We start from the raw sequence: 24,560 nt of genomic DNA on the forward strand, positions 1-24,560 counted from the left end.
GCCTCCGAGGTCGAGCGGCGTCGTCAGGCGCGCGGATGGGCCGAGCGGTAGCTGTCGCGCAGACGCTCCGTCGACACGTGCGTGTAGATCTGCGTGGTGCCGAGGCTCGCGTGCCCGAGCAGCTCCTGGACCGCCCGGAGGTCGGCGCCCCCGTCGAGCAGGTGCGTGGCCGCGGTGTGCCTCAGCGCGTGCGGCCCCGCCGGTCCCCCACCCGGGAGGTCGGCCAGCAGTCCGGCGACGAGCCGGTAGACCGCCCTCGTGCCGAGCCGCCCACCCGACGAACCCACGAAGAAGGCAGCGTCCGTGATCGGGGTGACGAGTGTCGGGCGGGCGAGTTCGAGGTACCGCCCCAGGGCCTCGGCCGCCGGAACCCCGAACGGCACGACGCGCTGCTTCGCCCCCTTGCCGGTCACCCGCACGGTCAGGCGTCCGAGGTCGACGTCGCCGAGGTCGGTTCCGACGAGCTCGGACACTCGCAGGCCCGCCCCGTAGAGCAGCTCGACGACGGCGAGGTCCCGACGCGCCCCGGGGTCACCCGTGTCGGCTCGCACGGCGAGGGAGGCCAGCAGGCCGTCGACCTGCTCACGCGTGAGGACGCGGGGCAGGCGGCTCTCGGGCTTCGGCGCGCGCAGCCGCGCACCGACGTCGACCGGGGTGCGATCGGTCTCGTCGAGCCACCGGGTGAACGCCCGGACGCTCGCCGACCGTCTCGCCAGGGTGGCCCGGGCCAGACCGGCCTGCGTCCCCTGCCAGAGCCAGTCACGCAGCAGGTCGAGATCGAGGTCGCCCACCTCGCCCGGTCGACCGAGCCGGTTCTCGGCGAAGGCCACCAGTGAGTCGAGGTCGGCCCCGTACGACCGCACCGTGTGGTCGCTGAGGCCGCGGCCGTCGTGCAGGTGGTCCGCGAAGCGTTCGACCTCGCCCAGGAGGCGCGTCACGGCAGCACCAGCCCCTCGCGTCTCGACCCCGGCTCGTGCATGCCGCCAGGCTAGCCATCGCGACGCCCCCTCACCCGTCGCCACCCCGACCCGTGGCGTCGGGCCGCACCCGAGAGGTCGAGCTCGGCGAGCACGTCGCGGACCGTCTCGAGCGACAGTCCGCTCGCGACGGCCAGTTCGTCGGTCTCGCGGGTGGCCGTCGTGCTGAGCGCGTCGAGCACCCTCGTCGTCTCGGGGTCGAGCCGAAGCCCCTGGTAGGACGCCGCCACGAGGTCGGTCGGGACACCGGCGAGTGCGAGCACCTCGTCGGCGCTCGTCACGCACTCGGCCAGACCGGATCGGATCAGGGCGTGGCAGCCGGCCGACGACGGCGAGGTGACCGGGCCCGGCACGGCACCGACGGGTCGCCCGAGCGATTGCGCGTGGGCGGCCGTGTTCAAGGACCCCGAGCGCCCGCCGGCCTCGATGACGACGGTCGCCGCGGTCAGGGCCGCGATGAGCCTGTTGCGTTGCAGGAACCTCCACCGTGACGGCTTGCCACCGCAGGGGGCCTCGGAGATCATCAGACCCGTCTCGATGATGCGTCGCAGGAGGCCGTCGTGTCCGGCCGGGTAGAGGTGGTCGACTCCCCCGGCCATCACCGCCATCGTCGTCGCCGACGCGGCCAGCGCGGCCCGATGGGCAGCCCCGTCGATGCCGTACGCGGCACCCGAGACGACGGCCAGGCCGCGATCGGCCACGCCGCCGGCGAACTCGGCCGACACCTGTTCGCCGTAGGCCGTTGCGGCCCGAGAGCCCACGATCGCGACGCTCGACGCCGGCACCGGGACGGACGCCGGACCTCGCGCCCAGAGGGCCACGGGCGCGTGGTCGCCGAGCTCGTCGAGCGCGTCGGGCCACTGCGGTGTGCCCGGCACGAGAAGCCTCGACCCCACCGCCGACGCCGTGCGGAACGACCGGAGGACCACGGCGGTCTCGAGACGCGGCTGCCATCTCTGCAGAGCCTTCGGCAGGTCGAGCCGGCCGACGTCGTGCCTCGTGGCGCCCGCGTCGACGAGCGCACCGGCGAGGAGACCCGGGCGGGGCTCGTCCCGGCCGACCGCCGCCTCGAGCACGACGCGGAGCCCGACGGTCGGTCCCAGCAGCGCCCGGACGACCCCGCCCACCGCGTCACCCGGCTCGACCACACCCGTCCAGGCGCCCAGGGCGAACGCCCGCAGGGTCTGCGCCTCGCTGAGATCGTCGACCCCCGGCAGGACGGGACGCACGAGATCGACCAGCTCGGCGGGGGTCGCCCGGAGCAGGTCGCTCACAGCGACTGCCGCATGCTCAGCGCCCGCACGACGTGACGGCGCACGGGGGCGGGTTCGTCGTCGAGGTCGGCGAGGGTCCAGGCGACGCGCAGCACGCGGTCGTAGCCGCGCATCGTCAAGGCACCGGTCTCGAGAGCCCGGTCGACGGGCTGCGAGTCCGCCACGGCCAGGCGGTTCGCCGGATCGCGCAGCCAGGTGCCCGGGACCTCGCCGGACAATCGCCAGGGGGTGCCGTCGAGCCGACGGGCCGCATGGTCGCGCGCCCGGTCGACGCGGTCGCGGGCCTGCCGTGTCGTCGTCGGGACGACGTCGGCCGAGGCACGGAACTGCGACGAGCTGATGCGGGCCACCCGCAACTGCAGGTCGATGCGGTCGACGAGCGGCCCGGAGAGCTTGCCGAGGTATCGACGGCGCTGGTGCGGGGAACAACTGCAGTCGGAGTCACGGGAGCCGTACTGTCCGCAGGGACACGGATTGGCCGCCGCCACGAGTTGGAACCTCGCCGGGAAGCGGGCCACGGAACGCGACCGGTGGACCACGGTCTCACCCGATTCGAGGGGCTGGCGGAGGCAGTCGAGCACCGACTGCTGGAACTCGGGCGCCTCGTCGAGGAACAGCACACCTCGGGTCGCCCTCGACGCGGCACCGGGCCGGATCACTCCGCTGCCGCCACCGACCAGAGCCGCCGCGCTGCACGTGTGATGAGGAGCCTCGAACGGCGGCCTGCGGTCGAGGTCACCGGTCACGGCCACGCCGGCCAGCGAGCGGATCGACGCCACCTCGAGGGCCGCGTCGGCGTCGAGGTCGGGAAACAGCCCCGGGAGTCGAGCGGCCAACATGCTCTTGCCCGCGCCGGGAGGGCCCACCATGAGCAGGTGGTGACCGCCGGCCGCGGCGACGACGAGCGCCTCGACGGCGTCCACGTTGCCGATGACGTCCGCGAGATCGAGTTCGGCCGGCACCGCCGGTTCGGAGCGCGACCTCGTGATGGCCTCGACCGGTTCGGGCTCGAGGCCCGCGCCGTGCCAGATGGCGGCCTCGCGAAGGCTCGACACGGCCACCACGCGGACGCCGGGGACGAGGGTCGCCTCGTCGGCGTTGTCGGTCGGCACCATGACCGTGGTGGCCCCGGCCCGGCGCGCACCCAGCACGGCGGGCAGGACGCCGTCCACGGGCCGGAGTCGACCGTCGAGGCCGAGCTCGCCCAGGTGGACCACGCGCTCGACGGACTCGGCGGAGACGACCTCGGCGGCGGCCAGGGCCGCGATGGCGATGCCGAGGTCGAACGACGACCCCTGCTTGGGCAGCGAGGCCGGTGACAGGTTGACGGTCAGCTTGCGCGGCGGCAAGGCGCACCCGGAGTTGGTCGCCGCGGAACGTACCCGGTCGCGGGCCTCGCCCAGCGATGTGTCGGGCAGGCCGATGATCACGAACGCCGGCAACCCGGCACCCATGTCCGCCTCGATCTCGACGAGGGCGCCGTCGACACCCAGCAGGGCGACCGCCCTCGTCCTCGCCACGCTCATGCACCGGCCCCGCGGACGTGGTCGATGCGCTCGTGGCCCGCGCAGCGCTCGACCGTGATGCCCACGACGTCGATGCGCAACCCCCGGGGCGTCGGGGAGGGATGCGCCTGGCACCAGGCCCCCGCCAGCCGTCGCAGACGCGCCAACTTCGCCGGTGTCACGGCCTCGAGGGCATGGCCGTAGCCGATGCCCGACCGGGTCTTGACCTCGACGACCACGAGTTCGTCGCCGTCCAGGGCGACGACGTCGATCTCGCCTTCACGGCACCGCCAGTTGCGCTCGACGACCCGCATGCCCTGCGCCTCGATGAACTCGGCCGCGACGTCTTCGCCGCGCCGACCCAATTCGTCCTTCTTCGCCATGTCTGACCTCCTGCCAGCAGGCTGGCGGAGGCCATCCCCGCGGAGGGCGGGCGAGTGATCGGCTGGGGACGCCACCGCTCCGGCGACGGCTGGGGAGGAACCGTGACGCGACGGACCGCGTCACGCCACGGCACCTCGCCATCGCGACTACTCGTCGAGCGCGAGTTCTTTCGGCAGCTCGAGGTCGCGACTGGTGAGCTCTTCGACGTTCACGTCTTTGAAGGTGAGCACCCGGACCGACTTCACGAAGCGGTCGGAGCGGTAGACGTCCCAGACCCAGACGTCGGTCATCGACAGTTCGAAGTAGAAGTCGTGCTCGGTGTCACGCCGGACGAGGTCGACCTCGTTGGCCAGGTAGAAACGCCGCTCGGTCTCGACCACGTAGCGGAACTGCGACACCACGTCGCGGTACTCGCGGTAGAGCGCGAGCTCGACCTCGCGGTCGTAGTCTTCGAAATCGTCCTCGTCCATCGGAGTCGAGCTTACGCGGCCCCCGGGGTGGCGGACGCCGAGGAGAAATTGACGCCGACGTGGGCCCGGAGGTCAGTGCAACCAGGTGAGACGGTGCAGCGGCGACGGCCCCAATTCGGACAGGGCCCCGTAGTGCGCCGATGAGCCGTAGCCCTTGTTGCCCGCCCAGCCGTAACCGGGATGCACGCCGTCGGCCTTGATCATCAGCCGGTCGCGCTCGACCTTGGCGATGACCGACGCGGCCGCCACCGAGGCGCAGTCGCGGTCGGCCTTGACCCGCGTCGTGATGCGGGGCGGGGTGGCGAGCTGAGGCGAGAGGTAGTCGTGGTTGCCGTCGAGCACGACGACCGACTGCAGGATGCCCACGCCGGCGTGGTGCAGCGCGGTGAGGGCTCGCTTGCCGGCCAGCCCGAGAGCGGCGACGATGCCGAGCCGGTCGACCTCGTGCGCCTCGGCGAAGCCCACCGCGTGGTGCGACACCCAGGACGTCGCCAGGGGGTACAGCGCCTCACGGCGCTTCTCGGACAGGAGCTTGGAGTCGCGGAGGCCGGTGGGGATCTCGAGACACTCGATGTGGACCGCACCGAGTCCGACGGCGACCGGGCCGGCGATGGCACCCCGGCCGACCTCGTCGCAGCCGATCACCCAGGTCGCCCCGGCGGCGTGCAACTCGCGTTCGAACTCGAGGGTCGGGTCGACGGCGGGACTCATTCGCCTTCTCGCTCGGTGCCGCGGAAGACGTCGGGGTAGTCGCCGAGCCACGTCCAGCGGTCGGTGGGCCAGCTGATGACGAAGGCGCGCCCGACGACGTCGCCCATCGGGACGAACCCCTTGCTCGGGGTGTCGCCGTTGTAGCGGCTGTCTTTTGAGTTGTACCGGTTGTCGCCCATGACCCACAGGGAGCCGGCGGGCACCGTGACCGAGAAGTCGTCGGCCGAGACGCGCGTCTCGCCCGGGGGCAGGTTCACGTACGGCTCGTCGAGCGGGACGCCGTTGACCGACATCTGGCCGAAGTCGTTGCAGCACTCGACCGTGTCGCCGGGCAGGCCGATGACCCGCTTGATCAGGTGGTCGTTGCTGTCCTGGGCGCCGAGCCCGACCTGCGTGAGGAACCACGAGATGCCGTCGGACACCGGGTTGCCGGTGGTGGTGCTGATCGGGGCCGTGCCGTCGAGCCACCCGCCGGGGTCGGTGAAGACGACCACGTCGCCCCGCTTGACGTCGACGAGGTCGGGCACGAGCTCGTTGACGATGATGCGGTCGTTGATCTGGAGCGTTTGTTCCATCGATCCCGACGGGATGTAGAACGACCGGATCAAGAACGTCTTGATCAGGAACGAGATGAGGAGCGCCGCCAAGAAGATGACGAGGACGTCGCGCACGAACGTGCCGATGCCGCGCTTCTTGCCGTCGTCGCGTCGAGGACGCAGGGCGCGCCTCACTGTGTCATTCGTCATTTAACCACCCGAGCTCCCCGCCATCTTAGATGGCGGGGAGCTCGGTGGATGTCGCTGGAGGGCGTGACTAGTTGTCGCGCTTCTCCTTGATCTTGGCCTTCTTGCCGCGCAGTTCGCGCAGGTAGTAGAGCTTGGCGCGACGGACGGCACCACGGCTGACGACCTCGATGTGGTCGATGACCGGGGAGTGCACCGGGAAGGTACGCTCGACGCCGACCTGGAAGCTCACCTTGCGGACCGTGAAGGTCTCGCGGATGCCCTCGTTCTGCTTGCCGATGACGACACCCTGGAAGACCTGGACGCGCGAGCGCGTGCCTTCGATGATGTTCACGTGCACCTTGACGGTGTCGCCGGCGCGGAAGTCGGGGACGTCCGTCCGGAGGTTGGCGGAGTCAACCGCGTCGAGGATGTGCATTGTCGTTCGCTCTCTGCAACCGCCACAGGTCGACTGCGTGTCTGGGGCGCGTCATGCGCCCGTCATGATGAAGAAGGTGTGCTCTGGATCGGCAGACTCCCCTGTGGCAGAGTCGTGCGCAGGCACAAGCGTCAAGTGTGCCACAGCGCGGGCACCTGTGTCAGCCTCTCGGCGTGATGGTGACGACCGGACCGTCGTCACCGTAGCCGGGCCGACGCCCTGAGGCGTCCCCGGAGCCCGACGCGACCCTCTCGAGATCGGCCAGCGACGTGGCCATGCGGGCCCGCGCCTCCTTCGCGAACTGCCAGAGGGCGGAGGCGAAGAGGCCGACGCCAGCGGCGATCGTCACGACGGCGCAGAGTGCGAACAGCGCGGTCGAGAGGTCGAGGGACGACACCCCGCCGGCGACCCGCGTGAAGGCCGACGCCGAGGCGGACTCGGCCGAGCTGTCGACGATGAAGAACCCGAGACCGAGCTGGCCCGACCACGAGAGGGTGAGCAGGCCGACGTCGGCCCACGACACCGCCTTCGCCTGCCGGACGCTACGGCGGCCCACGACCACGCCGGTGGCGACGGCCTGCCCCACGAAGAGGAGGGGCACGAGCAGTAGCTGGCCCACGAACTGCAGCCCCAGGGGCACACCGAAGAAGGCCCGACCGAGCAGCACCCAGAGCGGGAGCACGAACACGGCCACCCAGAGGAGGCGGTAGAAGACTCGGCGCATCGTCATGCGGTCGAGGCTACGAAACGATCGTGAAGAATGGCTGCATGATCGAACTGCGCACTCCCGACGAGATCCAGCGCATGCGGCCCGCCGGAGCCTTCGTCGCCCGCGTGCTCGAGGCGACGCGGGCGGCCGCGCGACCGGGGGTCGATCTGCTCGACCTCGACGCGCTCGCGCACCGCATGATCCGCGAAGCCGGTGCGGAGAGCTGCTACGTCGACTACCACCCGTCGTTCGGCGCGAGTCCGTTCGGCAAGGTGATCTGCACGTCGGTCAACGACGCTGCCCTGCACGGCCTCCCCCACCGCTACCGCCTGCGTGACGGAGACCTGCTCAGCCTCGACTTCGCGGCGTCGGTCGACGGTTGGGTCGCCGACTCGGCGGTGTCGTTCGTCGTCGGCGAGGACGCCTCGCCCGACGACCTCCACCTCATCGACACGTGCGAGCGAGCGCTCGACGCCGGGATCGAGGCGTTGCGGCCGGGTGCCAAGCTCGGAGACGTCTCCGCCGCGATCGGGCGGGTCGCCAGGGCCGCGGGCTACGGGGTCAACCTGCAGTTCGGTGGTCACGGAGTCGGACGGACGATGCACGGCGACCCGCACGTGCCCAACGACGGTCGAGCGGGCCGGGGCTGGCCGGTCCGCCCCGGACTCGTCGTCGCGATCGAACCGTGGCTCATGCGCGGCACCGATCAGATCGTCACCGACGCCGACGGCTGGACGTTGCGAAGCGTCGACGGCTCACGGGCCGCTCACGTCGAACACACCGTCGCCGTCACCGACGACGGACCGCTCGTGCTCACCGCACGCGGCTGACCCGGAGGGGCCGTGGCCCACGGCCGTGGAGGACCCGTCAGTCGAGCAGGTCGGGCCGCACCCGGCGGGTGCGTTCGAGCTGCTGCTCGCGACGCCACGCCGCGATGGCCGCGTGGTTGCCGCTCAGCAGCACAGGAGGCACGTCGAGGCCCCGCCAGGACGCCGGCTTGGTGTAGCTGGGGTACTCGAGCAGGCCGTCTTCGTGGCTCTCTTCGGTGAGGCTCTCGGGATTTCCGACGACACCGGGGACGAGTCGGCCGATGGCCTCGATCATCGCCGTGACCGCCACCTCGCCGCCGTTCAGGACGTAGTCGCCGAGACTGATCTCGCGCACGGTAGCCCGGGTGGCGGCGTGCTCGACGACGCGCTGGTCGATGCCCTCGTAGCGGCCGCAGGTGAAGACCAGGTGCGGCGCGAAGGCGAGCTCACGCGCCGTGGCCTGCGTGAAGGGCGTCCCCGCCGGCGACGGCACGATCATGATCGTGTCGTCGGGCGTCGACATCTCGCCGAAGACGTGGTCGAGCGCCTCGCCCCAGGGCTCAGGACGCATGACCATGCCGGCACCGCCGCCATAGGGCGTGTCGTCGACGGTGCGGTGCCGGTCGTGCGTGAAGTCACGAAGATCGTGCACCTCGACGTCGAGCAGCTTCTGCTGACGGGCCTTGCCGAGAAGCGAGATGTCGAGCACCCCGAAGAACTCGGGGAAGATCGACACGATGTCGATACGCACGAGTCAGCGCTCGTCGTCGGGTGCGGGCGCGGCGTCGGCAGCCGTCTCGTCGTCGCCTGAGACGGGTTCGTCGCCTGAGACGGACTCCTGGTCGGCGACGGGTTCGTCGTCGGAGTCGTCGGCCAGCTCTTCGAAGAGCCCCTGCGGTGGGGTCACGACGACGACGCCGGCCTGGACGTCGACCTTCGGCACGAGAGCAGAGACGAACGGGACGAGCACCTCACCCGTGGCGGTGTCGACCGCGAGCAGATCTTGGGCCGGCATGTGGTCGACCCGGGCCACCGTGCCGACCACGACGCCGTCACGCTCGACACGCAGGCCGACCAGCTGGTGGTCGTACCAGGCGTCGTCTTCGTGCGGCAGTTCGTCGGCGTCTTGATCGACCCAGAGGATCGCCTTGACGAGCGACTCGGCGGCCGTACGGTCGTCGACCCCCTCGAAGAAACCCACCGGGTGGCTGTTGTACCAGCGCAACTCGGTGAGGGTCAGGGTCTGGTCGTGCCATGCACTGTCGGCGGGGACCTGGAGGCGGAACACGGCACCCGGCACGAAGCGCTGCTCAGGAGTGTCGGTGAAGAGTTCGAGCTTGAGGGCACCCTTGAGGCCGTGGGCCTTGGTCAGACGGCCCACCCGGAGTTCGGTCTTGCGGTCGGACGGCACGGTTCTAGAGATCGCCGTCGACGACGTCGACCCGGACGCGCTTGCCGTCGGCCAGGGCCGTGACCAGGACGCGAAGAGCCTTGGCGGTGCGACCGGCACGCCCGATCACGCGACCGAGGTCGTCCGCGTGGACGTGCACCTCGAGGACGTCGCCCCGCGGGGAGTTCTTCTCCACGACCTGCACCTCGTCCGGGTGATCGACGATCCCCCGGACGAGGTGTTCGAGTGCAGGTGCGAGCACCGACTACGCCTCGGTGGTCTCGGCGTCGTCGCTGGACTCGGCGGGAGCCTCGGCCTTGGCCGCGGGCTTCTCGGTCTTGGGCACGAGGACCGGCTTCTTCTTCTCGTCCGCGACGAAGGCCTCTTTCGGGGCCTTGGTCTTGACGGTGCTGACGGCGTCGGCGTCGCCCTTGAACTTGCCCCAGTCGCCCGTGAGCTTCAGCAGCGCGGCGACCTGCTCGGTCGGCTGGGCGCCGACGCTGAGCCAGTACTGCGCACGCTCGGACTCGACCTCGATGAACGAGGGCTCCTCGGTCGGGTGGTACTTGCCGATCTCTTCGATGACGCGACCGTCGCGCTTGGTGCGCGAGTCGGCGACGACGATGCGGTAGTAGGGGGCGCGGATCTTGCCCATGCGCTTGAGACGGATCTTGACAGCCACAATTCTCCTGTGTGATGTGATGTGGGCGAGTTGCTAGCCGTGAGCGTGGGGGCACACTCGGCTCGAAAGCTCTGATGGGAGTCGAAGGTCGTCTGATTAGAGGGTCGGACGACAGAAGACTCGACCTCCCATTGTTGCAGACGAAAGGCCATCTGCACGAATTGCGTGTCCTCGTGTCCGGCACCGCGCCTCCTCGGTGTCACGTGACGCCCCGGGCGGCGACCGACCGCCCGGTCGACGGCCCCCTCGGTCGCCCGGCTGGCAGGATGGACCAGCCCTGACGCCCACGGGAAGGCCACGCGGATGCGCATCGATTTCACGACCTCAGAGCGGTCGACCCTCGGCGTCGAGTGGGAGCTCGCCCTCGTGGACCACGAGTCGGGGGAACTGGCACCGCACGCGCCGGCGATCCTCACCGACCTCGCCCACGTCAACGGCGGCGGTCCCGAGCGGCTGACCAACGAGCTGCTGACCAACACGGTCGAGGTCGTCACCGGGGTCCACCGTCGGGTGGCGGACGCCGTCGACGACCTGAAGGGCACGATCGACCAGGTCCGCGGACCGGCTTCGGTGCTCGGCGCCGACCTGATGTGCGCCGGGACGCACCCCTACAGCCGCTACGCCGACCAAGAGGTGACGCCCGACAAGGAGCGCTACGCCACGTTGATCGACCGCACGCGCTGGTGGGGTCGCCAGATGATGATCTGGGGCGTCCATGTGCACGTCGGCATCGACGACAAGGACAAGGTCCTGCCGATCTCGAACGGCATGCTGACCTACCTGCCGCACTTCCAGGCCCTGACCGCGTCGAGCCCGTTCTGGGTCGGCGAAGAGACCGGGTACGCCTCGAACCGCGCCCTGATGTTCCAGCAGTTGCCGACGGCGGGCCTGCCACCCCAGTTCGATTCGTGGTCCGAGTACGAGGCCATGGTCGCCGACATGACCCACACCGGGGTCATCGACGACCACAGCGAACTGCGCTGGGACCTCCGCCCCTCACCGAAGTGGGGCACCCTCGAGACCCGCGTCTTCGACGGCATCGCGACGACCGACGAACTCGCCGCCGTGACGGCCCTGGTGCAGTGCCTGGTCGACGACATGTCGGAGCGCCTCGACCGCGGCGAGACCCTGCCGCGCATGCAGCCGTGGTTCGTGCGCGAGAACAAGTGGCGAGCGGCCCGCTACGGCATGGACGCCATCGTGATCCAGAACGCGGCCGGCGACGAACGGCTCGTGACGGACGACCTGCGCGAGCTCGTCACCATCCTCGAGCCGGCCGCCGAGCGGCTCGGTTGCCTCGACGAACTGCACTCGCTCGCCACGATCACCGACCGGGGAGCGAGCTACCAGCGTCAGCTCGCCGTGGCCGCCGCCCACGGGGGCGACCTGCGGCCCGTCGTCGCGTCGCTCGTGCGCGAGTTCGACGAGGGGCTCTCGGCGGCCGAGTGAGGCCCTCGTCCCCGTTCGGGGCCGGGACGCGACGACGCCCGCCCCGCGGAGAGCGGGACGGGCGTCGGACGTCAGGAGGCGCGGGTCGCGTCAACCACGTCCGAGCATCTTCTGCAGCGACGCGAGCTCTTCGGGCGAGGGTGCCCCACCACCGGCCGTGGCCCCGCCACCGCCGAGCCCGAAGCCCGAACCGCCGGGGGCCGACGACGCCGGCTTGGTGCCGGTGGCGAGGGCCGCGTTCTGCGCGGCACGCTTGGCCGGGTTGCCGGCCTTCGAGCCCTTCTTCTTGGGCTGGGCCTTCTTGCCGGCGTACGAGGCACCCGGGATCGGCCCCATGCCGGGAACCTGAGGGACCCCGCCCTTGGCGACGGTCTTCATCATCTTCGAGGCCTGCTCGAAGCGCTGGACGAGCTGGTTGACGTCGGTGACGGTCATGCCCGAGCCCCGCGCGATGCGGAGGCGACGCGAGCCGTTGAGCAGCTTCGGCATCGCGCGCTCTTGCCGGGTCATCGACTGGATGATCGCCTCGGTGCGGACGATCTCGCGTTCGTCGAAGTTGTCGAGCTGCTCACGCATGCCCTTGGCGCCCGGCAGCATGCCGAGCATGCCCTTGATCGAGCCCATCTTGCGCAGTTGTTGCATCTGCGTGAGGAAGTCGTCGAGCGTGAACGAGTCGGTCGCGATCTTCTGCGCGACCGCCATCGCCTCGTCTTCGTCGAAGGCCTGCTGAGCCTGTTCGATGAGCGAGAGGATGTCGCCGAGGTCGAGGATGCGGCTCGCCATGCGGTCGGGGTGGAACGGCTCGAAGTCGTCGAGCGACTCGCCCGTCGACGCGAACATGATGGGCCGCCCCGTGACCGACGCGACGCTGAGCGCGGCACCACCGCGGGCGTCGCCGTCGAGCTTGGACAGGACGACGCCGGTGAAGTCCACTCCGTCCTGGAAGGCCTTGGCGGTGGCGACCGCGTCCTGGCCGATCATCGCGTCGATGACGAAGAGCACCTCGTCGGGGTCGACGGCCTTGCGGATGTTCGCGGCCTGCTTCATGAGCTCGGCGTCGACGCCGAGACGACCGGCCGTGTCGACGATGACCGTGTCGTACTGCTTGTCGCGGGCGTACTTGATGGCCTGCTTGGCCACCTTGACCGGGTCGCCGACGCCGTTGCCGGGCTCGGGGGCGAAGACGTGCGCGCCGGCCTGCTCGCCCACGACCTGCAGCTGCGTGACGGCGTTCGGGCGCTGGAGGTCGGCCGCGACGAGCATGGGCGTGTGGCCGTCCTTCGCGAGCCACTTGGCCAGCTTGCCGGCGAGGGTCGTCTTGCCGGCACCCTGCAGGCCCGCGAGCATGATCACGGTCGGCGGGTTCTTGGCGAACTCGAGCCGACGCTGTTGGCCACCGAGGATCTGCACGAGTTCTTCGTTGACGATCTGGACGACCTGCTGTGCCGGGTTGAGGGCCTTGCTGACCTCGTCGCCGAGGGCGCGGTCGCGCACCGTGTTCGTGAACGCCTTGACGACGTCGAACGCGACGTCGGCGTCGAGCAGGGCGCGGCGGATCTCGCGCACGGTGCCGTCGACGTCGGCGGGGCTCAGCTTGCCCTTGTTGCGGAGGTTCTTGAACGTTTCCGCGAGGCGGTCGGAGAGGGTTCCAAAAGTGGCCATGGTGCGCCCATCTTAACCGACGGTCGGGCTCCTGCGCTGCGTGGCCGCGCCTCCTCGTCTCACCTTTGTTGTACCGAGTGCATCAATGTGACTACCCTCGGGGCATGACCACGACGCGACGCCTGGGCGTCACGGGCGCCCCGCTCGACTACGACGAGGGCCGGCGCCTGCAGCGAGAACTCCATGCCGACGTCGTGGCCGGCCGGCTCGACTCGGCCCTCGTCCTCTGCCAGCACCCGTCCGTCTACACGGCCGGCACGCGCACCCGGCAGGCCGACCTGCCGCGTGACGGCTCCCCCGTCGTCCCGGTCGACCGCGGCGGGCGCATCACCTGGCACGGCCCCGGTCAGCTCGTGGCGTACCCGATCGTGCGCCTGCCCGAACCGCTCGACGTCGTCGCGCACGTGCGGGCGCTCGAGGCGTGCCTGATCGAGGTCTGCGGGGGCGTGGGCGTTCCGGCCGTCCGCGTCGCGGGGCGCAGCGGCGCCTGGGTGCGCGGGCCGGTCGTCGACGAGAAGGTCGCGGCGGTCGGCGTGCGGGTGGCCGAGGGGGTCACGATGCACGGCGTCGCCCTGAACTGCGACGCGGACCTGACTCCCTTCGCGCAGATCGTGCCCTGCGGCATCACCGACGCCGGCGTGACCAGCCTGACCCGCGCCTCCGGGAGGCGCGTGGCCGTCACCGACGTCGCCGACGCCCTCGAGACCGCCCTGACCACCTATCTGACCGACCTCGAGACCGCCGGCCGCGCGCCGACCCGACCCGACCCCGTGGGAGCCCACCGATGACGACGACCGCCCCCGAGGGCCGACGCCTGCTGCGCGTCGAGGCCCGCAACGCCGAGACCCCGATCGAGAAGAAGCCGACCTGGATCAGGACCACCGCCAGGCAGGGCCCCGAGTATCGGGCCCTGACCGAGCTCGTGGTCGACAAGAAACTGCACACCGTCTGCCAGGAGGCCGGCTGCCCCAACATCTTCGAGTGCTGGGAGGACCGCGAGGCGACGTTCCTGATCGGCGGCTCGCAGTGCACGCGTCGATGCGACTTCTGCCAGATCGACACGGGCAAGCCGAGCCCGGTCGACCGCCGCGAGCCGCTCTCGGTCGCCGAGTCGGTGCGCGAGATGGGGCTGCGCTACGCGACCGTCACGGGCGTCGCGCGCGACGACCTCGACGACGGAGGCGCATGGCTGTACGCCGAGACCATCCGTCGCATCCACGAGCTGAACCCGGGCACGGGCGTCGAGATCCTGGTGCCCGACTTCACCGGTCGCCCCGAACTGCTCGGGCAGGTCTTCGACGCCCGGCCCGAGGTCTTCGCCCACAACGTCGAGACGGTTCCGCGCATCTTCAAGCGCATCCGACCCGCGTTCACCTTCGAGCGGTCGCTCGACGTCATCACGCAGGGCCACGACGCCGGCCTCGTGACGAAGTCGAATCTCATCCTCGGCATGGGCGAGGAGCGCGACGAGGTGATCGACGCCCTCGAACGCCTGCGGGAGGCGCACACCGACATCATCACGCTGACCCAGTACCTGCGCCCCAGCCCCCGGCACCTGCCGGTGGCCCGGTGGGTGCATCCCGACGAGTTCGTCGACTTCCGCGAGATCGCCGAGGACATGGGCTTCAGCGGTGTGCTCGCCGGGCCGCTCGTCCGGTCGTCGTACCGGGCGGGCCGACTCTGGGCCCGGGCGACCGAGGCGCGCGGCGGGGTCGTGCCCGAGGCGCTGCGACACCTGCTCGAGGCCGGGGCCGGGCGCCAGGCGGTGTGACGGTCGTCGAGGCGGACGCAGGAGGCGCGGGTCGGCCGACCCGCGCCTCCTGCGTCCGCGCCGGGGCGACTACGCGATGAGGTTCTGGACGAACACGTGGGGGGTGAAGCCCGTCAGGTCGCCGATGCCCTCGCCCTGACCCACGAGCTTGATCGGGATGCCGGTCTGCTCCTGCACCGCGAGCACGAAGCCACCACGGGCCGAACCGTCGAGCTTCGTCAGCACGAGCCCGGTGACCCCGGCGTGCTCGATGAAGGCCTGGGCCTGCGCCAGGCCGTTCTGGCCGGTGGTCGCGTCGAGCACCAGCAGCACCTCGGCGATCTCGGTCTGCTTCTCGACGACGCGCTTGATCTTGCCGAGCTCGTCCATCAGACCCGACTTCGTCTGCAGGCGTCCGGCCGTGTCGATCAGGACGATCTCGATGCCCTCGCGCATGGCGAGCTCGACCGTCTGGAACGCCACCGACGCCGGGTCCTGCCCCTGCTGCTGCGGGCGGACGATGCGCGCCCCGGCGCGGTCCGCCCAGGTCGCCACCTGCTCGACGGCCGCCGCGCGGAACGTGTCGGCCGCTCCGACGACGACCGATCGGTCGTAGTTGCGGAGGAACTTGGCGAACTTGCCGATCGTCGTCGTCTTGCCGACGCCGTTGACGCCGACCATCAGCACCACGGCCGGGCGGGCGCTGAGCTTGAGGGTCGAGTCGAGCGTCGAGAGCCGCTCTTCGAGGGTCTCACGGAGCATGCGCTTGAGGTCGGCGGGGTCGGTGGTCGAGTAGCGCTGCACCTTCGCCTGCAGGTCGTCGATGATCTGCTCGGTGACGTCGGGGCCGAAGTCGGCGCCGATCAGGGCGGCCTCGAGGTCGTCCCACGTGGTCTCGTCGATCGTCTTCTTGGCGAACATGCCACGGAGGGCACCGGAGAGGGACCAGGGAGAAGCCATGCGGGCCAGCATATTCGGCCCCGGGCGAGACCGCGGACGTGCAGAGGCTGTAAGCTCACCGGGTTGAAGGGGAGTACTCCCGCGCGGTGGCGTCGTCAATACGGAAGAGACCGATCTCGACCCGGTGCACCGGTTCGCGACCGTCCTGATCAGGGCGCGACGCGAGTGGAGGAGACCTTCGGTACCCGCTGCGTACTGGAGGTACACACATGGACGTCCACTTCTTGACCTGGGCGATCACCATCGCCGGCATCATCGGCCTGTTGTTCTTCGACTTCTTCAGTCACGTGCGGACGCCGCACGAGCCGACCATCCGCGAGTCGGCCATCTGGTCGGGCGTCTACATCGGCATCGCCATCTTGTTCGGCGTCGGCGTCGGCGTCTTCTCGAACTGGACCTTCGGTGGCGAGTACTTCGCCGGGTACATCACCGAGAAGGCCCTCTCGGTCGACAACCTGTTCGTCTTCCTGATCATCATGACGAGCTTCGCGGTCCCCCGCATCTACCAGCAGAAGGTGCTGCTCGTCGGCATCGCGATCGCCCTGCTGTCGCGCGGTCTGTTCATCGCGGCCGGCGTCGTCATCATCGAGAACTTCTCCTGGGTCTTCTACCTCTTCGGCATCCTGCTCTTCTGGCTCGCCTACAGCCAGGTCAAGGGCGGTCACGGCGACGACGAGAAGGACGAGGCGGACAGCAAGCTGATCCGCGCCCTGCGCCGCGTCATCCCGACCTCGAAGGACTACGACGGCCAGAAGCTGACCACCAAGGTCGACGGCAAGCGCCTCTTCACCCCGCTCTTCCTCGTGATGGTCGCCATCGGCCTGACCGACGTCCTGTTCGCCCTCGACTCGATCCCCGCGATCTTCGGCCTCACGCAGGAGGCCTACATCGTCTTCACGGCGAACGCCTTCTCGTTGCTCGGCCTGCGCCAGCTGTACTTCCTGATCTCGGGCCTGCTCGAGCGGCTGGTCTACCTGGCCCAGGGCCTCGCGGTGATCCTCGCCTTCATCGGCGTCAAGCTGCTCTTCCACGCCCTGCACGTCAACGAGGTGCCGTTCATCAACGGCGGCGAGCCGATCACCTGGATCCCCGAGATCCCGATCTGGTTCTCACTGGGCTTCATCGTGCTGACCATCGCCGTCGCGACGGTCGCCAGCCTCGCCAAGACCCGCCGGGACGCCCGCTCGAAGGCGAGCGTCACGACGAGCACCGACGGCGACCACTGACCACCCGACGGGCGGCCTCCACCCGGGGCCGCCCGTCGTCACTCCCCCGCGGCATCCCCGCGACCGCACCACGGAACGGAACACCCCGATGCGCCTCGAACTCATCCGCCACGGCCAGACCGACTGGAACCTCGCCGACAAGCTGCAGGGGTCGTCGGACATCCCGCTCAACGACACGGGCCGCGGCCAGGCACTCGAGGCGGCTCGTCTGCTGGCGGGCGTCGAGTGGAGCGCCATCGTCTCGTCCCCGCTCGGGCGTGCCCGTGAGACCGCGCAGATCATCGCCGCCGAACTCGCCATCGAGCTGGGCGACGCCTACGACGAACTGATCGAGCGCGACTACGCCTCGCACGAGGGCCGCACCCCCGAGTCGCCGATCCCCGACGAGCCGAACGCCGACTACCCCGACATCGAGCCGCGCGAGTCGGTCGCCGCCCGGGGCGTCGGCGCGCTCGAGATGATCCGCGACACGCGGCTGCCACTCGACGGCGACGACGCCCACATCGTCGTCGTCTGCCACGGCACGATCATCCGCTTCACGCTCGCCGAGATCCTCGGCCGCGAGGTGCCGCACATCGAGAACGCCGCGGCGAACACCGTCGAGTGGGACGGCACCGCCTGGCGCGTGCTCAGCATCAATGGCGGGGTCGTCGACACGCCGGTCGACTGACGGCACGGTGCCCCACGGGGCACGTCGAGAACGCAGGAGGCGCGGCCGGGCAGGTCGCGCCTCCTGCGTTTCTGATCGGGTCGGGACGGGTCGGGTCGGGCCGGGTCGGGGCCCCGCCCTGGCATGGGCCGAGTCTCGCGTGGGCTCACGGCGGGCCGGACCCGACCGCTCCGAAGGCTCACGGCGGGCCGAACCCGACAGGTGCTGCGCGACGCGCCGCTCGGTTCCTCCCCGTGCAGGCGGTCGCAGGCCCCCTGGTCGCGAAGTGCACAGAGGGGGGAACGGGCGAGGTCGGGCGGCCGGGGGTCAGGAGGACGCCGGGGTGGCCGAGGTGCCGCGCTCGGCGACGACGCGCTGGCCGACGACGGCACTGACGCCGTCCTGCCGCATCGAGACGCCGTAGAGGGCGTCGGCGATCTCCATCGTGCGCTTCTGGTGCGTGATCACGATGAGCTGGCTCGACTCGCGCAGGTCCTCGAAGATCGTCAGCAACCGGCCGAGGTTGGCGTCGTCGAGGGCGGCCTCGACCTCGTCCATGATGTAGAACGGGCTCGGCCGGGCCTTGAAGATCGCGATGAGCAACGCCACGGCGGCCAGCGACCGTTCACCGCCCGAGAGCAGCGAGAGCCGCTCGATCTTCTTGCCGGCAGGCCTCACCGTCACCTCGATGCCGGTCGCCAACAGGTCGTCCGGGTCGGTCAGGTGCAGCGACCCGCTGCCGCCCGGGAAGAGGACCGGGAAGACCCGGTCGAAAGCGGCCTGCGTGTCGGCGAACGCGCTCGCGAAGATCGTCTGCATCTTGACGTCGATCTCGTCGATGATCGTCAGCAGGTCTTTCCGGGTGCCGGTCAGGTCGGTGAGCTGCTCGGTCAAGAAGAGATGGCGCTGTTCGAGCGCCGCGAACTCCTCGAGGGCCAACGGGTTGACCCGGCCGAGCTGCTCGAGCTTCTTCTCGGCCCTGGCGAGCCGGCGCTGCTGGGCCGTCCGGTCGAAGGGAACACCCCGAGGAGGCGCGGCGTCGGCCTCGGCGCCCGTCGCGTCGTCGCCGTGGTCGGTCTCGCCACCGGACTCCCCCGCGGCGTCGACCTCGCCCGCGGCCTCGACCTCGCCCGCGGCCTCGACGTCGACCAGGTCGACCTCGTCGTCGGCGAGCGGGAGCGCCACGACGTCGTCGTCGCCCGGTACCGGCAGGTGCGGCCCGTACTCGGCCACGAGGACGTCCTCGACGAGGCCGAGCTCGGACCCGGCCCGCTCGAGCAGGCCCGACAGGTGCAGCTTCTTCTCGTAGATCTCCATCTCGAGGCCGTGCACGCTTTCGGTCACGACCCCCAGCCGGTCCCGCAGCTCGCGCTCGGCCCGGCGCAGCGCCAGCAGCTCGGCGTTCTGCTCGGAGCGGGCCGCTTCGGCCTCGGCCAGCACCGTTCGAGCCTCGGCCACCGACCGCGCGACCGCCTCGAGGGTCGCGGGCAAGGCCTCGAGCACCGCGGACGTGGCGGCCATCTGCCGCTGCCGCACGACCGTCTGACGCGCCTGGAGGTCGGCGGCCGCCCGCTGCTCGTCGAGCTGACGCTGCAGCGCCTCGGCCCGCGCGACCTCGGCCCGGACCCGCTCGCGCACGGTCTCGAGGGCGATCCGGCGCTCGGTCTCGACGGCACGCGCCGCCTCGACCTCGGCCAGCAGGTCGCCCCGCGCGGACGCGTCGAGCAGCGGACGAGGACGGGCGGCGTGCGCGTCGTGCGCGGCCGAGGCGGCGTCGACGGCGCGGCTCGCGGTGTCGACGGCCTCGACGGACGATTCGAGCGCGGCCGAGAGACGATCGACCTCGGCCTCGGCGGCCTCGACCCGGGCACGCAGACGACCGAGCTCCTGCCCGTGGGCGGTGACCCGCGCCTCCTCGTCCCGGGCGGCCGCCGCCGCCTCTCGTGCGCGGACGCGGGTGGCGGCGAGGCGCTCACGGACCTCGGCGAGCTCGGGGGCGAGCCGTTCGATCTCGGTGGCGACCGTCGTCAGCCGGTCGGCCGCCGCCTCCCGCTCGGCGACGAGTTCGAGACGCGACCGCTCGGCGCCCGACCCGCCGCGCAGAACGTAGTCGGTGAGCACCTCGCCCGACCGCGTGATGACCGTGACCGGCACCGGGTGGCCGGCGAGGGCGCGCCAGGCCGCCCGCGCGATCGCGAGGTCGTCGGCGACGACGGTGGCGGCCAACAGGCCGAGCACCCCGGGAGGCGCGGTGACGACGGTCGTGGCGGCGACCGCTCCGGTCGGGAGGTCGACGTCGAGCGTCGCCAGGGGCCGCACGGGCTCGGCGACGACGACCTCGACCCGGCCGAGCTCGGCCTCCGTCGCGTGCGCGACGGCATCGACCGCGGCCTCGACGTCGTCGGCCAGCACCGAGTCGACCACGCTTCCGAGAGCCGCGGCGACGGCGGCCTCGTAGCCGGGACGCACCTGGACGTGCTCGGCGACCAGACCGCGGACGCCCGGCCGGCCCGCGGCCAGCAGGGCAGTCGTCGCGTCGTTCCGGTCGAGGGCGAGCGACAGCGCGCTGCGCCGGGCCGCGAGGGCGTCGCGCTCGCGCTCGGCGGCGTGCAGGCGGTCGCGACGCTCGTCGACGCTCGCCGTCAGGGCCGTCAACCGTTCTTCCGCCTCGGCCTGGACGGCCGCGTGGTCGGTGCCGTCCGTGTCGGCCCGCGGGGACCGCTGCTCGAGCTCGGCGTACTCCGCGCGGCCGGCGTCACGACGGGCCTCGGCGGCTTCGAGGGCGGCGCGCTGACGCAGCTGTTCGCCGCGCACGGCGGCGAGCCCCGACCGCGCCGTCTCGAGGGCACCACGCAACCGGGTCGCGTCGAGGTCGTGCTGAGAGACGAGGACGCTCTGGGCCTGGATCTCGACGTCGAGGGCATCGAGGGAGGCGCGGACCGTGGCCAGCTCGGCCCCGGCCGCCCCCACCGCCGCCTCGGCCTGCGAGACGTCGCCGCGCAGGCGCTCGGCCTCGTCGCGGGCGTCGCCGACCATGCCCGAGCTGACGGTCGTCGCCACGGCCGGCTGATCCGCCTGCTCGGCGAGCAGCTGCAGACGTTGCCGTGCGAGGCTCGACAGGCTGCGGAGGCGCTCGTGGACCGACTCGAGCCCGAAGGCGACGCGGCGGGCCTCGTCGACGGCGTCGCCGACCATGGCCTGCTCCAGTCGGTGCTCGCGTTGCTTGTTCTGGTCGAGTCGTTCGTGCAGGAGGATGCGCTCGCTCTTGCGCTCGGACTCGGTGCTCGCCTGGACCGTCAGCGACTCGCGCAGGGCGACGACCTCGTCGGCCAGCAGACGGGCACGAGCGTCACGGACGACGGCGGCGATGGTCTGCGCCTCGCGGGCGATCTCGGCCTGGCGTCCGAGCGGCTTGAGTTGGCGGCGGATCTCGCCGGCCAGATCGCTGAGCCGCGTGAGGTTCGTCTGCATGGCGTCGAGCTTGCGCAGCGTCTTCTCTTTGCGACGGCGGTGCTTGAGGATGCCGGCGGCCTCCTCGACGAAGCCGCGGCGGTCTTCGGGGGTCGCGTGCAGCACGGCGTCGAGCTGCCCCTGCCCCACGATGACGTGCATCTCGCGGCCCAGGCCGGAGTCACTGAGCAGCTCTTGCACGTCGAGCAGACGACAGCCCTCGCCGTTGATGGCGTACTCGCTGCCGCCGTTGCGGAACAGGGTGCGGCTGATCGTCACCTCGGTGTAGTCGATCGGCAACGCCCCGTCGGAGTTGTCGATGGTGAGGACGACCTGCGCCCGCCCGAGCGGCCCACGGGTCGAGGTGCCGGCGAAGATGACGTCCTCCATCTTGCCGCCGCGCAGGTTCTTCGCCCCCTGCTCGCCCATCACCCAGGCGAGGGCATCGACCACGTTGCTCTTGCCCGAGCCGTTGGGTCCGACGACGCAGGTGACCCCCGGCTCGAACGCGAACGTGGTCGCGGAGGCGAACGACTTGAAGCCCTTGAGCGTGAGGCTCTTCAGGTACATGCGCCGCGCCTCCTCGGGGCTCGTGACGGGTGGTGACTCGCGCTCAAGGATAGGGGTGGTGGCCCCCTCGGCCCGGGAGGCGGATGCCCCAGGGGTCGCCGGGGATCAGCGCGTGCGGACCCGTTGGCAGCGGGGGCAGAAGTGGCTCGACCGGTTCATGAAGGCCTCGCGCACGATCGGGGTGCCGCATCGCGGGCACGGACGACCCTGCTGCCCGTAGGCGGCCAGGCTGTGGCTGAAGTACCCCGACTGCCCGTTCACGTTGACGTACTGGGCGTCGAAGCTCGTGCCTCCTTCGCCGAGCGCCTTGAGCAGCACCACCCGCACCTCGGCCAGCAGCACGCGCGCACGGGCCCTCGACAGCGACTCGGTGGGTTGCTCGGGGTGCACCCGGGCGGCCCAGAGGCTCTCGTCCGCGTAGATGTTGCCGACTCCGCTGAGCAGTCCCTGGTCGAGCAGGGCACGTTTGACGCCTGTGCGGCGGGCCAGCAGCCGGGTGATCACCCTGGGTTCGTCGAAGGCCGGGTCGAGTGGATCTCGGGCGATGTGCGAGACCTGCTGCGGGACCCGGCGGACCCAGGCGGCCGGGTCGGGATTCGTCCCGGTCTCGCCTGCTGATCCGGCGACGGCATCGGCTTCGGCTTCGACTTCGGAACCGAGGAGGCGCGGGCCGGCGAACCCCGCCGCCCGGCCGTCGAGCGTGGGCACCGTCTCGTCGAGGGCCATCGAACCGAAGATGCGCTGGTCGACGAACGCGAGCCGCACGGGACCGAGCGACGGACTGTCGACGTCGAGTCGGATGCGCATCAGGCGGTCGGGCTCGGCATCGCGACCGCGGAGCAGCACCTGCCCGCTCATGCCCAGATGCGCCACCAGGGCCAGGGGCTGCTCGTGTGCCTCGGCCGGCTCGAAGGGGAACCAGAGGAACTTGCCCCGGCGGACGGCCGAGTCGATCGTGCCGCCGACGAGCCGGTCGACGAAGTCATCGCTCGGCCCCCGGTGCCGCTTGAGCGACCGGTGGTCGAGCACCTCGACCGCGGTCACCACGGCACCGGCCACGACGGGATGCAAGCCGGCGCGGACGACCTCGACCTCGGGCAGTTCGGGCACGGTCAGCCGGCGGAGGCTGCCGTGGCGCGACGGGCGGCGGCCACCCCGGCGGCCGATGCGTTGAGAGTCGTCCAGGCCTCGAGGGCGGCGGCCATCTCGGCTTGCTTCTTGCTGCTTCCCGACCCCTCGGCCACGCCCTGCTCGTCACCCAGGGCGACGACGGCGTGGAACCGCTTGTCGTGATCGGGGCCGCTGTCGGTCACCGAGTACGAGGGCATGCCACGACCCAGGGTCGCGGCCAGTTCTTGCAGGCTGGTCTTGGGGTCCATCGCGGCCCCGAAACGATCGGGGTCGACGAGCAGCGGCGCCACGAGACGCAGCACGAGCGCCGTGGCGACCTCGCCGCCAGCCTCGAGGTAGGTCGCTCCGATGATGGCCTCGACGGTGTCGGCGAGGATGGAGTGCTTGTCGCGCCCACCCGTCAACTCTTCGCCGCGGCCGAGACGCAGGTGCGGCCCGAGCCCGATGATGCGCGCGACCTCGGCCAGTGCGACGGTGCTGACGAGACTGGCGCGGCGCTTGGCGAGGTCGCCCTCGTCGAGGTCGGGGTTCTCGGTGAAGAGCATGACCGTGACGGCCTGACCGAGGATCGAGTCGCCGAGGAACTCGAGGCGCTCGTTGTTGCCGACGCCGCCGTGCTCGTAGGAGTACGACCGGTGCGTGAGCGCCTGGTCGATCAGGTCGTCGCTGAGCTCGATCTGCAGCCGGGACAAGAGAACAGCCCGGTCGGCACCAGGGCTCGACTCGGGCTGACTCATGCGCTCACCGCGAGGGTGGACGGGTTCACGTCGGTGATCAGACGTCGGCGACCTTGCGGCCCTTGTACTCCATGTACAGGGCGGTGCCGGCGCTGTCTTCGACGACCTTGGCACGGTGCGGGAGGCTGTAGGTGACCTTGCCGTTCTCGATCGTCTTGACGAGCTGGACCGGCGTGGCCTTCCACTGCGAACGACGAGCGTGCGTGTTGGAGCGTGACTGTTTGCGCTTCGGGACGGCCATGGGTTTCTCTTCTCTCTGTCGGCCCCCTCACGGGTGCCTGGGTCTGACGATGGTGGGTGACGCGGTGGTGTTCAGTGCTGCTCGTCGGCCGGGCCCTGGTCGGTGCGACCCGGTCCCTGTGACGTGCCGTCGGCGGGTGCCGATTCAGCCTGGAACCCTGCCAGGGCCGACCAGCGGGGGTCGACGTTCTCGCGGGGCTGGTAGTCGGGGATGTCGTCCACACGCTCGCCCGTTTCGGGGTCGAGGCCCGGACAATCCGGCCGACAGACCGGCTGGAAGGGCAGTGACAGAACCACTGCGTCTCTGACCACGGGTTCAAGATCCACGTGATCGTCTTGAACCTGATAGTCAAAAGCTTCGTCGACATCGTACGCGAAAAGCTCGGCGAAATCGACTTCGACGGCCTCGGAGATGTCGCGGAGGCACCGGCTGCACTCGCCCACCGCCGTGCCCGACACGTGGGCGGACACCAGGATGCCGTCGTGCAGACCCTCGAGCTTGACGTCGAGTTCGAGCTCGGCACCCTGAGGCACCGAGATCTGACCCTCGCCGAGCTTCTCGGGGACGACGACCTCGAGCTCGTGCTCGCGCATCTCGCCCGGACGGTGCACGAGGTCGAACACCGGCACGGTGTAGGGGGTCTTGGTGAAATGAGGCACGAGA

General features: G+C 70.8%; 26 protein-coding genes. 6 read left to right on the top strand and 20 right to left on the bottom strand.

The features are described from left to right. Positions 1–23: 23 nt before the first annotated feature. The 9 genes from EDF50_RS04325 to EDF50_RS04365 form a co-directional block, all read right to left on the bottom strand. On the bottom strand, positions 24–938 hold the full coding sequence (locus EDF50_RS04325; RefSeq protein ID WP_123518276.1) for a tyrosine recombinase XerC: 915 nt from the start codon (positions 936–938) through the stop codon (positions 24–26). Between the two features lie 50 nt (positions 939–988). Then, positions 989–2,251 (bottom strand): DNA-processing protein DprA, encoded by a 1,263-nt coding sequence (dprA, locus tag EDF50_RS04330; protein ID WP_233570303.1) that lies wholly within the window; start codon positions 2,249–2,251, stop codon positions 989–991. After that, positions 2,248–3,777 carry a YifB family Mg chelatase-like AAA ATPase gene (locus tag EDF50_RS04335; protein ID WP_123518277.1) on the bottom strand — a complete coding sequence of 510 codons (1,530 nt, stop codon included), beginning with the start codon at positions 3,775–3,777 and terminating at the stop codon, positions 2,248–2,250. Before EDF50_RS04335 ends, dprA begins: the two co-directional genes overlap by 4 nt. Next, positions 3,774–4,139, bottom strand: a complete 366-nt coding sequence (locus EDF50_RS04340; protein ID WP_123518278.1) for a YraN family protein — start codon at positions 4,137–4,139, stop codon at positions 3,774–3,776. The genes EDF50_RS04335 and EDF50_RS04340 overlap by 4 nt, the downstream gene beginning before the upstream one ends. Before the next feature lie 147 nt (positions 4,140–4,286). Beyond that, on the bottom strand, positions 4,287–4,610 hold the full coding sequence (locus EDF50_RS04345; protein WP_056046179.1) for a DUF2469 domain-containing protein: 324 nt from the start codon (positions 4,608–4,610) through the stop codon (positions 4,287–4,289). A 72-nt stretch (positions 4,611–4,682) separates the two neighbouring features. Beyond that, positions 4,683–5,321 carry a ribonuclease HII gene (locus EDF50_RS04350; RefSeq protein ID WP_123518279.1) on the bottom strand — a complete coding sequence of 213 codons (639 nt, stop codon included), beginning with the start codon at positions 5,319–5,321 and terminating at the stop codon, positions 4,683–4,685. After that, on the bottom strand, positions 5,318–6,067 hold the full coding sequence (gene lepB / locus EDF50_RS04355; RefSeq protein WP_123518280.1) for a signal peptidase I: 750 nt from the start codon (positions 6,065–6,067) through the stop codon (positions 5,318–5,320). The genes EDF50_RS04350 and lepB overlap by 4 nt, the downstream gene beginning before the upstream one ends. Positions 6,068–6,134: 67 nt before the next feature. Continuing rightward, positions 6,135–6,482, bottom strand: a complete 348-nt coding sequence (rplS, locus tag EDF50_RS04360) for a 50S ribosomal protein L19 (protein WP_054145615.1) — start codon at positions 6,480–6,482, stop codon at positions 6,135–6,137. Positions 6,483–6,642: 160 nt separating this feature from the next. Further along, positions 6,643–7,212, bottom strand: a complete 570-nt coding sequence (locus EDF50_RS04365; RefSeq protein ID WP_123518281.1) for a hypothetical protein — start codon at positions 7,210–7,212, stop codon at positions 6,643–6,645. 38 nt (positions 7,213–7,250) lie between these two features. On the opposite strand from EDF50_RS04365, the gene map reads away from it, so the two are divergent. Beyond that, a complete protein-coding gene (map, locus tag EDF50_RS04370; RefSeq protein ID WP_123518282.1) occupies positions 7,251–8,021 on the top strand; it encodes a type I methionyl aminopeptidase in 771 nt (256 codons plus the stop codon). Between the two features lie 37 nt (positions 8,022–8,058). Here the strand turns inward: map and trmD are convergent, their stop codons facing one another. The 4 genes from trmD to rpsP are packed head-to-tail and all read right to left on the bottom strand — an operon-like array spanning position 8,059 to position 10,072. Then, complete coding sequence (gene trmD / locus EDF50_RS04375; protein ID WP_123518283.1) at positions 8,059–8,751, bottom strand: tRNA (guanosine(37)-N1)-methyltransferase TrmD; 693 nt, start codon at positions 8,749–8,751, stop codon at positions 8,059–8,061. 3 nt (positions 8,752–8,754) lie between these two features. Then, complete coding sequence (gene rimM, locus EDF50_RS04380) at positions 8,755–9,411, bottom strand: ribosome maturation factor RimM (protein ID WP_233570304.1); 657 nt, start codon at positions 9,409–9,411, stop codon at positions 8,755–8,757. Between the two features lie 4 nt (positions 9,412–9,415). Then, complete coding sequence (locus EDF50_RS04385) at positions 9,416–9,652, bottom strand: RNA-binding protein (protein WP_123518284.1); 237 nt, start codon at positions 9,650–9,652, stop codon at positions 9,416–9,418. Positions 9,653–9,655: 3 nt separating this feature from the next. Continuing rightward, a complete protein-coding gene (gene rpsP / locus EDF50_RS04390; protein ID WP_123518285.1) occupies positions 9,656–10,072 on the bottom strand; it encodes a 30S ribosomal protein S16 in 417 nt (138 codons plus the stop codon). A gap of 303 nt (positions 10,073–10,375) precedes the next feature. Between rpsP and EDF50_RS04395 the strand changes: the two genes are divergently transcribed. Beyond that, a complete protein-coding gene (locus EDF50_RS04395; RefSeq protein WP_123518286.1) occupies positions 10,376–11,521 on the top strand; it encodes a glutamate--cysteine ligase in 1,146 nt (381 codons plus the stop codon). Positions 11,522–11,611: 90 nt separating this feature from the next. On the opposite strand, the gene ffh is transcribed toward EDF50_RS04395, so the two are convergent. Continuing rightward, positions 11,612–13,183 carry a signal recognition particle protein gene (ffh, locus tag EDF50_RS04400; RefSeq protein ID WP_123518287.1) on the bottom strand — a complete coding sequence of 524 codons (1,572 nt, stop codon included), beginning with the start codon at positions 13,181–13,183 and terminating at the stop codon, positions 11,612–11,614. Between the two features lie 104 nt (positions 13,184–13,287). Here ffh and lipB point away from each other — a divergent pair, with 104 nt between their 5' ends. Both lipB and lipA read left to right on the top strand, forming a co-directional pair. Next, on the top strand, positions 13,288–13,971 hold the full coding sequence (gene lipB, locus EDF50_RS04405; protein ID WP_123518288.1) for a lipoyl(octanoyl) transferase LipB: 684 nt from the start codon (positions 13,288–13,290) through the stop codon (positions 13,969–13,971). Then, on the top strand, positions 13,968–14,954 hold the full coding sequence (gene lipA / locus EDF50_RS04410) for a lipoyl synthase (protein ID WP_123518289.1): 987 nt from the start codon (positions 13,968–13,970) through the stop codon (positions 14,952–14,954). Before lipB ends, lipA begins: the two co-directional genes overlap by 4 nt. Before the next feature lie 69 nt (positions 14,955–15,023). On the opposite strand, the gene ftsY is transcribed toward lipA, so the two are convergent. After that, complete coding sequence (ftsY, locus tag EDF50_RS04415; protein ID WP_370453960.1) at positions 15,024–15,905, bottom strand: signal recognition particle-docking protein FtsY; 882 nt, start codon at positions 15,903–15,905, stop codon at positions 15,024–15,026. Positions 15,906–16,102: 197 nt separating this feature from the next. On the opposite strand from ftsY, the gene EDF50_RS04420 reads away from it, so the two are divergent. Next, the gene (locus EDF50_RS04420) at positions 16,103–17,119 is read left to right on the top strand and encodes a TerC family protein (protein ID WP_123518290.1); all 1,017 of its coding nucleotides are present in this window, start codon (positions 16,103–16,105) and stop codon (positions 17,117–17,119) included. An 88-nt stretch (positions 17,120–17,207) separates the two neighbouring features. Further along, entirely contained in the window at positions 17,208–17,789 is a 582-nt protein-coding gene (locus EDF50_RS04425; RefSeq protein WP_123518291.1) for a histidine phosphatase family protein, read from the top strand. Between the two features lie 306 nt (positions 17,790–18,095). Here the strand turns inward: EDF50_RS04425 and EDF50_RS04430 are convergent, their stop codons facing one another. From EDF50_RS04430 to EDF50_RS04450, 5 genes are all read right to left on the bottom strand, one after another. Continuing rightward, positions 18,096–21,788, bottom strand: a complete 3,693-nt coding sequence (locus tag EDF50_RS04430; protein WP_123518292.1) for an AAA family ATPase — start codon at positions 21,786–21,788, stop codon at positions 18,096–18,098. A gap of 105 nt (positions 21,789–21,893) precedes the next feature. Next, on the bottom strand, positions 21,894–22,898 hold the full coding sequence (locus EDF50_RS04435; RefSeq protein ID WP_123518293.1) for an Fpg/Nei family DNA glycosylase: 1,005 nt from the start codon (positions 22,896–22,898) through the stop codon (positions 21,894–21,896). Positions 22,899–22,900: 2 nt separating this feature from the next. After that, positions 22,901–23,656 carry a ribonuclease III gene (gene rnc / locus EDF50_RS04440; RefSeq protein ID WP_123518294.1) on the bottom strand — a complete coding sequence of 252 codons (756 nt, stop codon included), beginning with the start codon at positions 23,654–23,656 and terminating at the stop codon, positions 22,901–22,903. 37 nt (positions 23,657–23,693) lie between these two features. Then, the gene (rpmF, locus tag EDF50_RS04445) at positions 23,694–23,897 is read right to left on the bottom strand and encodes a 50S ribosomal protein L32 (protein WP_043593937.1); all 204 of its coding nucleotides are present in this window, start codon (positions 23,895–23,897) and stop codon (positions 23,694–23,696) included. 71 nt (positions 23,898–23,968) lie between these two features. Next, the gene (locus EDF50_RS04450; RefSeq protein ID WP_370453961.1) at positions 23,969–24,556 is read right to left on the bottom strand and encodes a DUF177 domain-containing protein; all 588 of its coding nucleotides are present in this window, start codon (positions 24,554–24,556) and stop codon (positions 23,969–23,971) included. Between the last annotated feature and the right edge of the window lie 4 nt (positions 24,557–24,560).

The organism is Frigoribacterium sp. PhB24, assembly GCF_003755185.1.
In the GTDB taxonomy this organism is placed as follows: domain Bacteria; phylum Actinomycetota; class Actinomycetes; order Actinomycetales; family Microbacteriaceae; genus Frigoribacterium.

What these genes read in the sequence shown, in the direction of transcription:
- EDF50_RS04420 (WP_123518290.1), top strand. Translation starts at nt 16,103, where the DNA reads ATGGACGTCCACTTCTTGACCTGGGCGATCACCATCGCCGGCATCATC.
- EDF50_RS04345 (WP_056046179.1), bottom strand. Translation starts at nt 4,610, where the DNA reads ATGGACGAGGACGATTTCGAAGACTACGACCGCGAGGTCGAGCTCGCG.
- EDF50_RS04425 (WP_123518291.1), top strand. Translation starts at nt 17,208, where the DNA reads ATGCGCCTCGAACTCATCCGCCACGGCCAGACCGACTGGAACCTCGCC.
- ffh (WP_123518287.1), bottom strand. Translation starts at nt 13,183, where the DNA reads ATGGCCACTTTTGGAACCCTCTCCGACCGCCTCGCGGAAACGTTCAAG.
- EDF50_RS04350 (WP_123518279.1), bottom strand. Translation starts at nt 5,321, where the DNA reads ATGAGTCCCGCCGTCGACCCGACCCTCGAGTTCGAACGCGAGTTGCAC.
- ftsY (WP_370453960.1), bottom strand. Translation starts at nt 15,905, where the DNA reads ATGCTGGCCCGCATGGCTTCTCCCTGGTCCCTCTCCGGTGCCCTCCGT.
- EDF50_RS04395 (WP_123518286.1), top strand. Translation starts at nt 10,376, where the DNA reads ATGCGCATCGATTTCACGACCTCAGAGCGGTCGACCCTCGGCGTCGAG.
- map (WP_123518282.1), top strand. Translation starts at nt 7,251, where the DNA reads ATGATCGAACTGCGCACTCCCGACGAGATCCAGCGCATGCGGCCCGCC.
- lepB (WP_123518280.1), bottom strand. Translation starts at nt 6,067, where the DNA reads ATGACGAATGACACAGTGAGGCGCGCCCTGCGTCCTCGACGCGACGAC.
- EDF50_RS04430 (WP_123518292.1), bottom strand. Translation starts at nt 21,788, where the DNA reads ATGTACCTGAAGAGCCTCACGCTCAAGGGCTTCAAGTCGTTCGCCTCC.
- EDF50_RS04340 (WP_123518278.1), bottom strand. Translation starts at nt 4,139, where the DNA reads ATGGCGAAGAAGGACGAATTGGGTCGGCGCGGCGAAGACGTCGCGGCC.
- lipA (WP_123518289.1), top strand. Translation starts at nt 13,968, where the DNA reads ATGACGACGACCGCCCCCGAGGGCCGACGCCTGCTGCGCGTCGAGGCC.
- lipB (WP_123518288.1), top strand. Translation starts at nt 13,288, where the DNA reads ATGACCACGACGCGACGCCTGGGCGTCACGGGCGCCCCGCTCGACTAC.
- rnc (WP_123518294.1), bottom strand. Translation starts at nt 23,656, where the DNA reads ATGAGTCAGCCCGAGTCGAGCCCTGGTGCCGACCGGGCTGTTCTCTTG.
- EDF50_RS04365 (WP_123518281.1), bottom strand. Translation starts at nt 7,212, where the DNA reads ATGACGATGCGCCGAGTCTTCTACCGCCTCCTCTGGGTGGCCGTGTTC.
- rpmF (WP_043593937.1), bottom strand. Translation starts at nt 23,897, where the DNA reads ATGGCCGTCCCGAAGCGCAAACAGTCACGCTCCAACACGCACGCTCGT.
- EDF50_RS04335 (WP_123518277.1), bottom strand. Translation starts at nt 3,777, where the DNA reads ATGAGCGTGGCGAGGACGAGGGCGGTCGCCCTGCTGGGTGTCGACGGC.
- rplS (WP_054145615.1), bottom strand. Translation starts at nt 6,482, where the DNA reads ATGCACATCCTCGACGCGGTTGACTCCGCCAACCTCCGGACGGACGTC.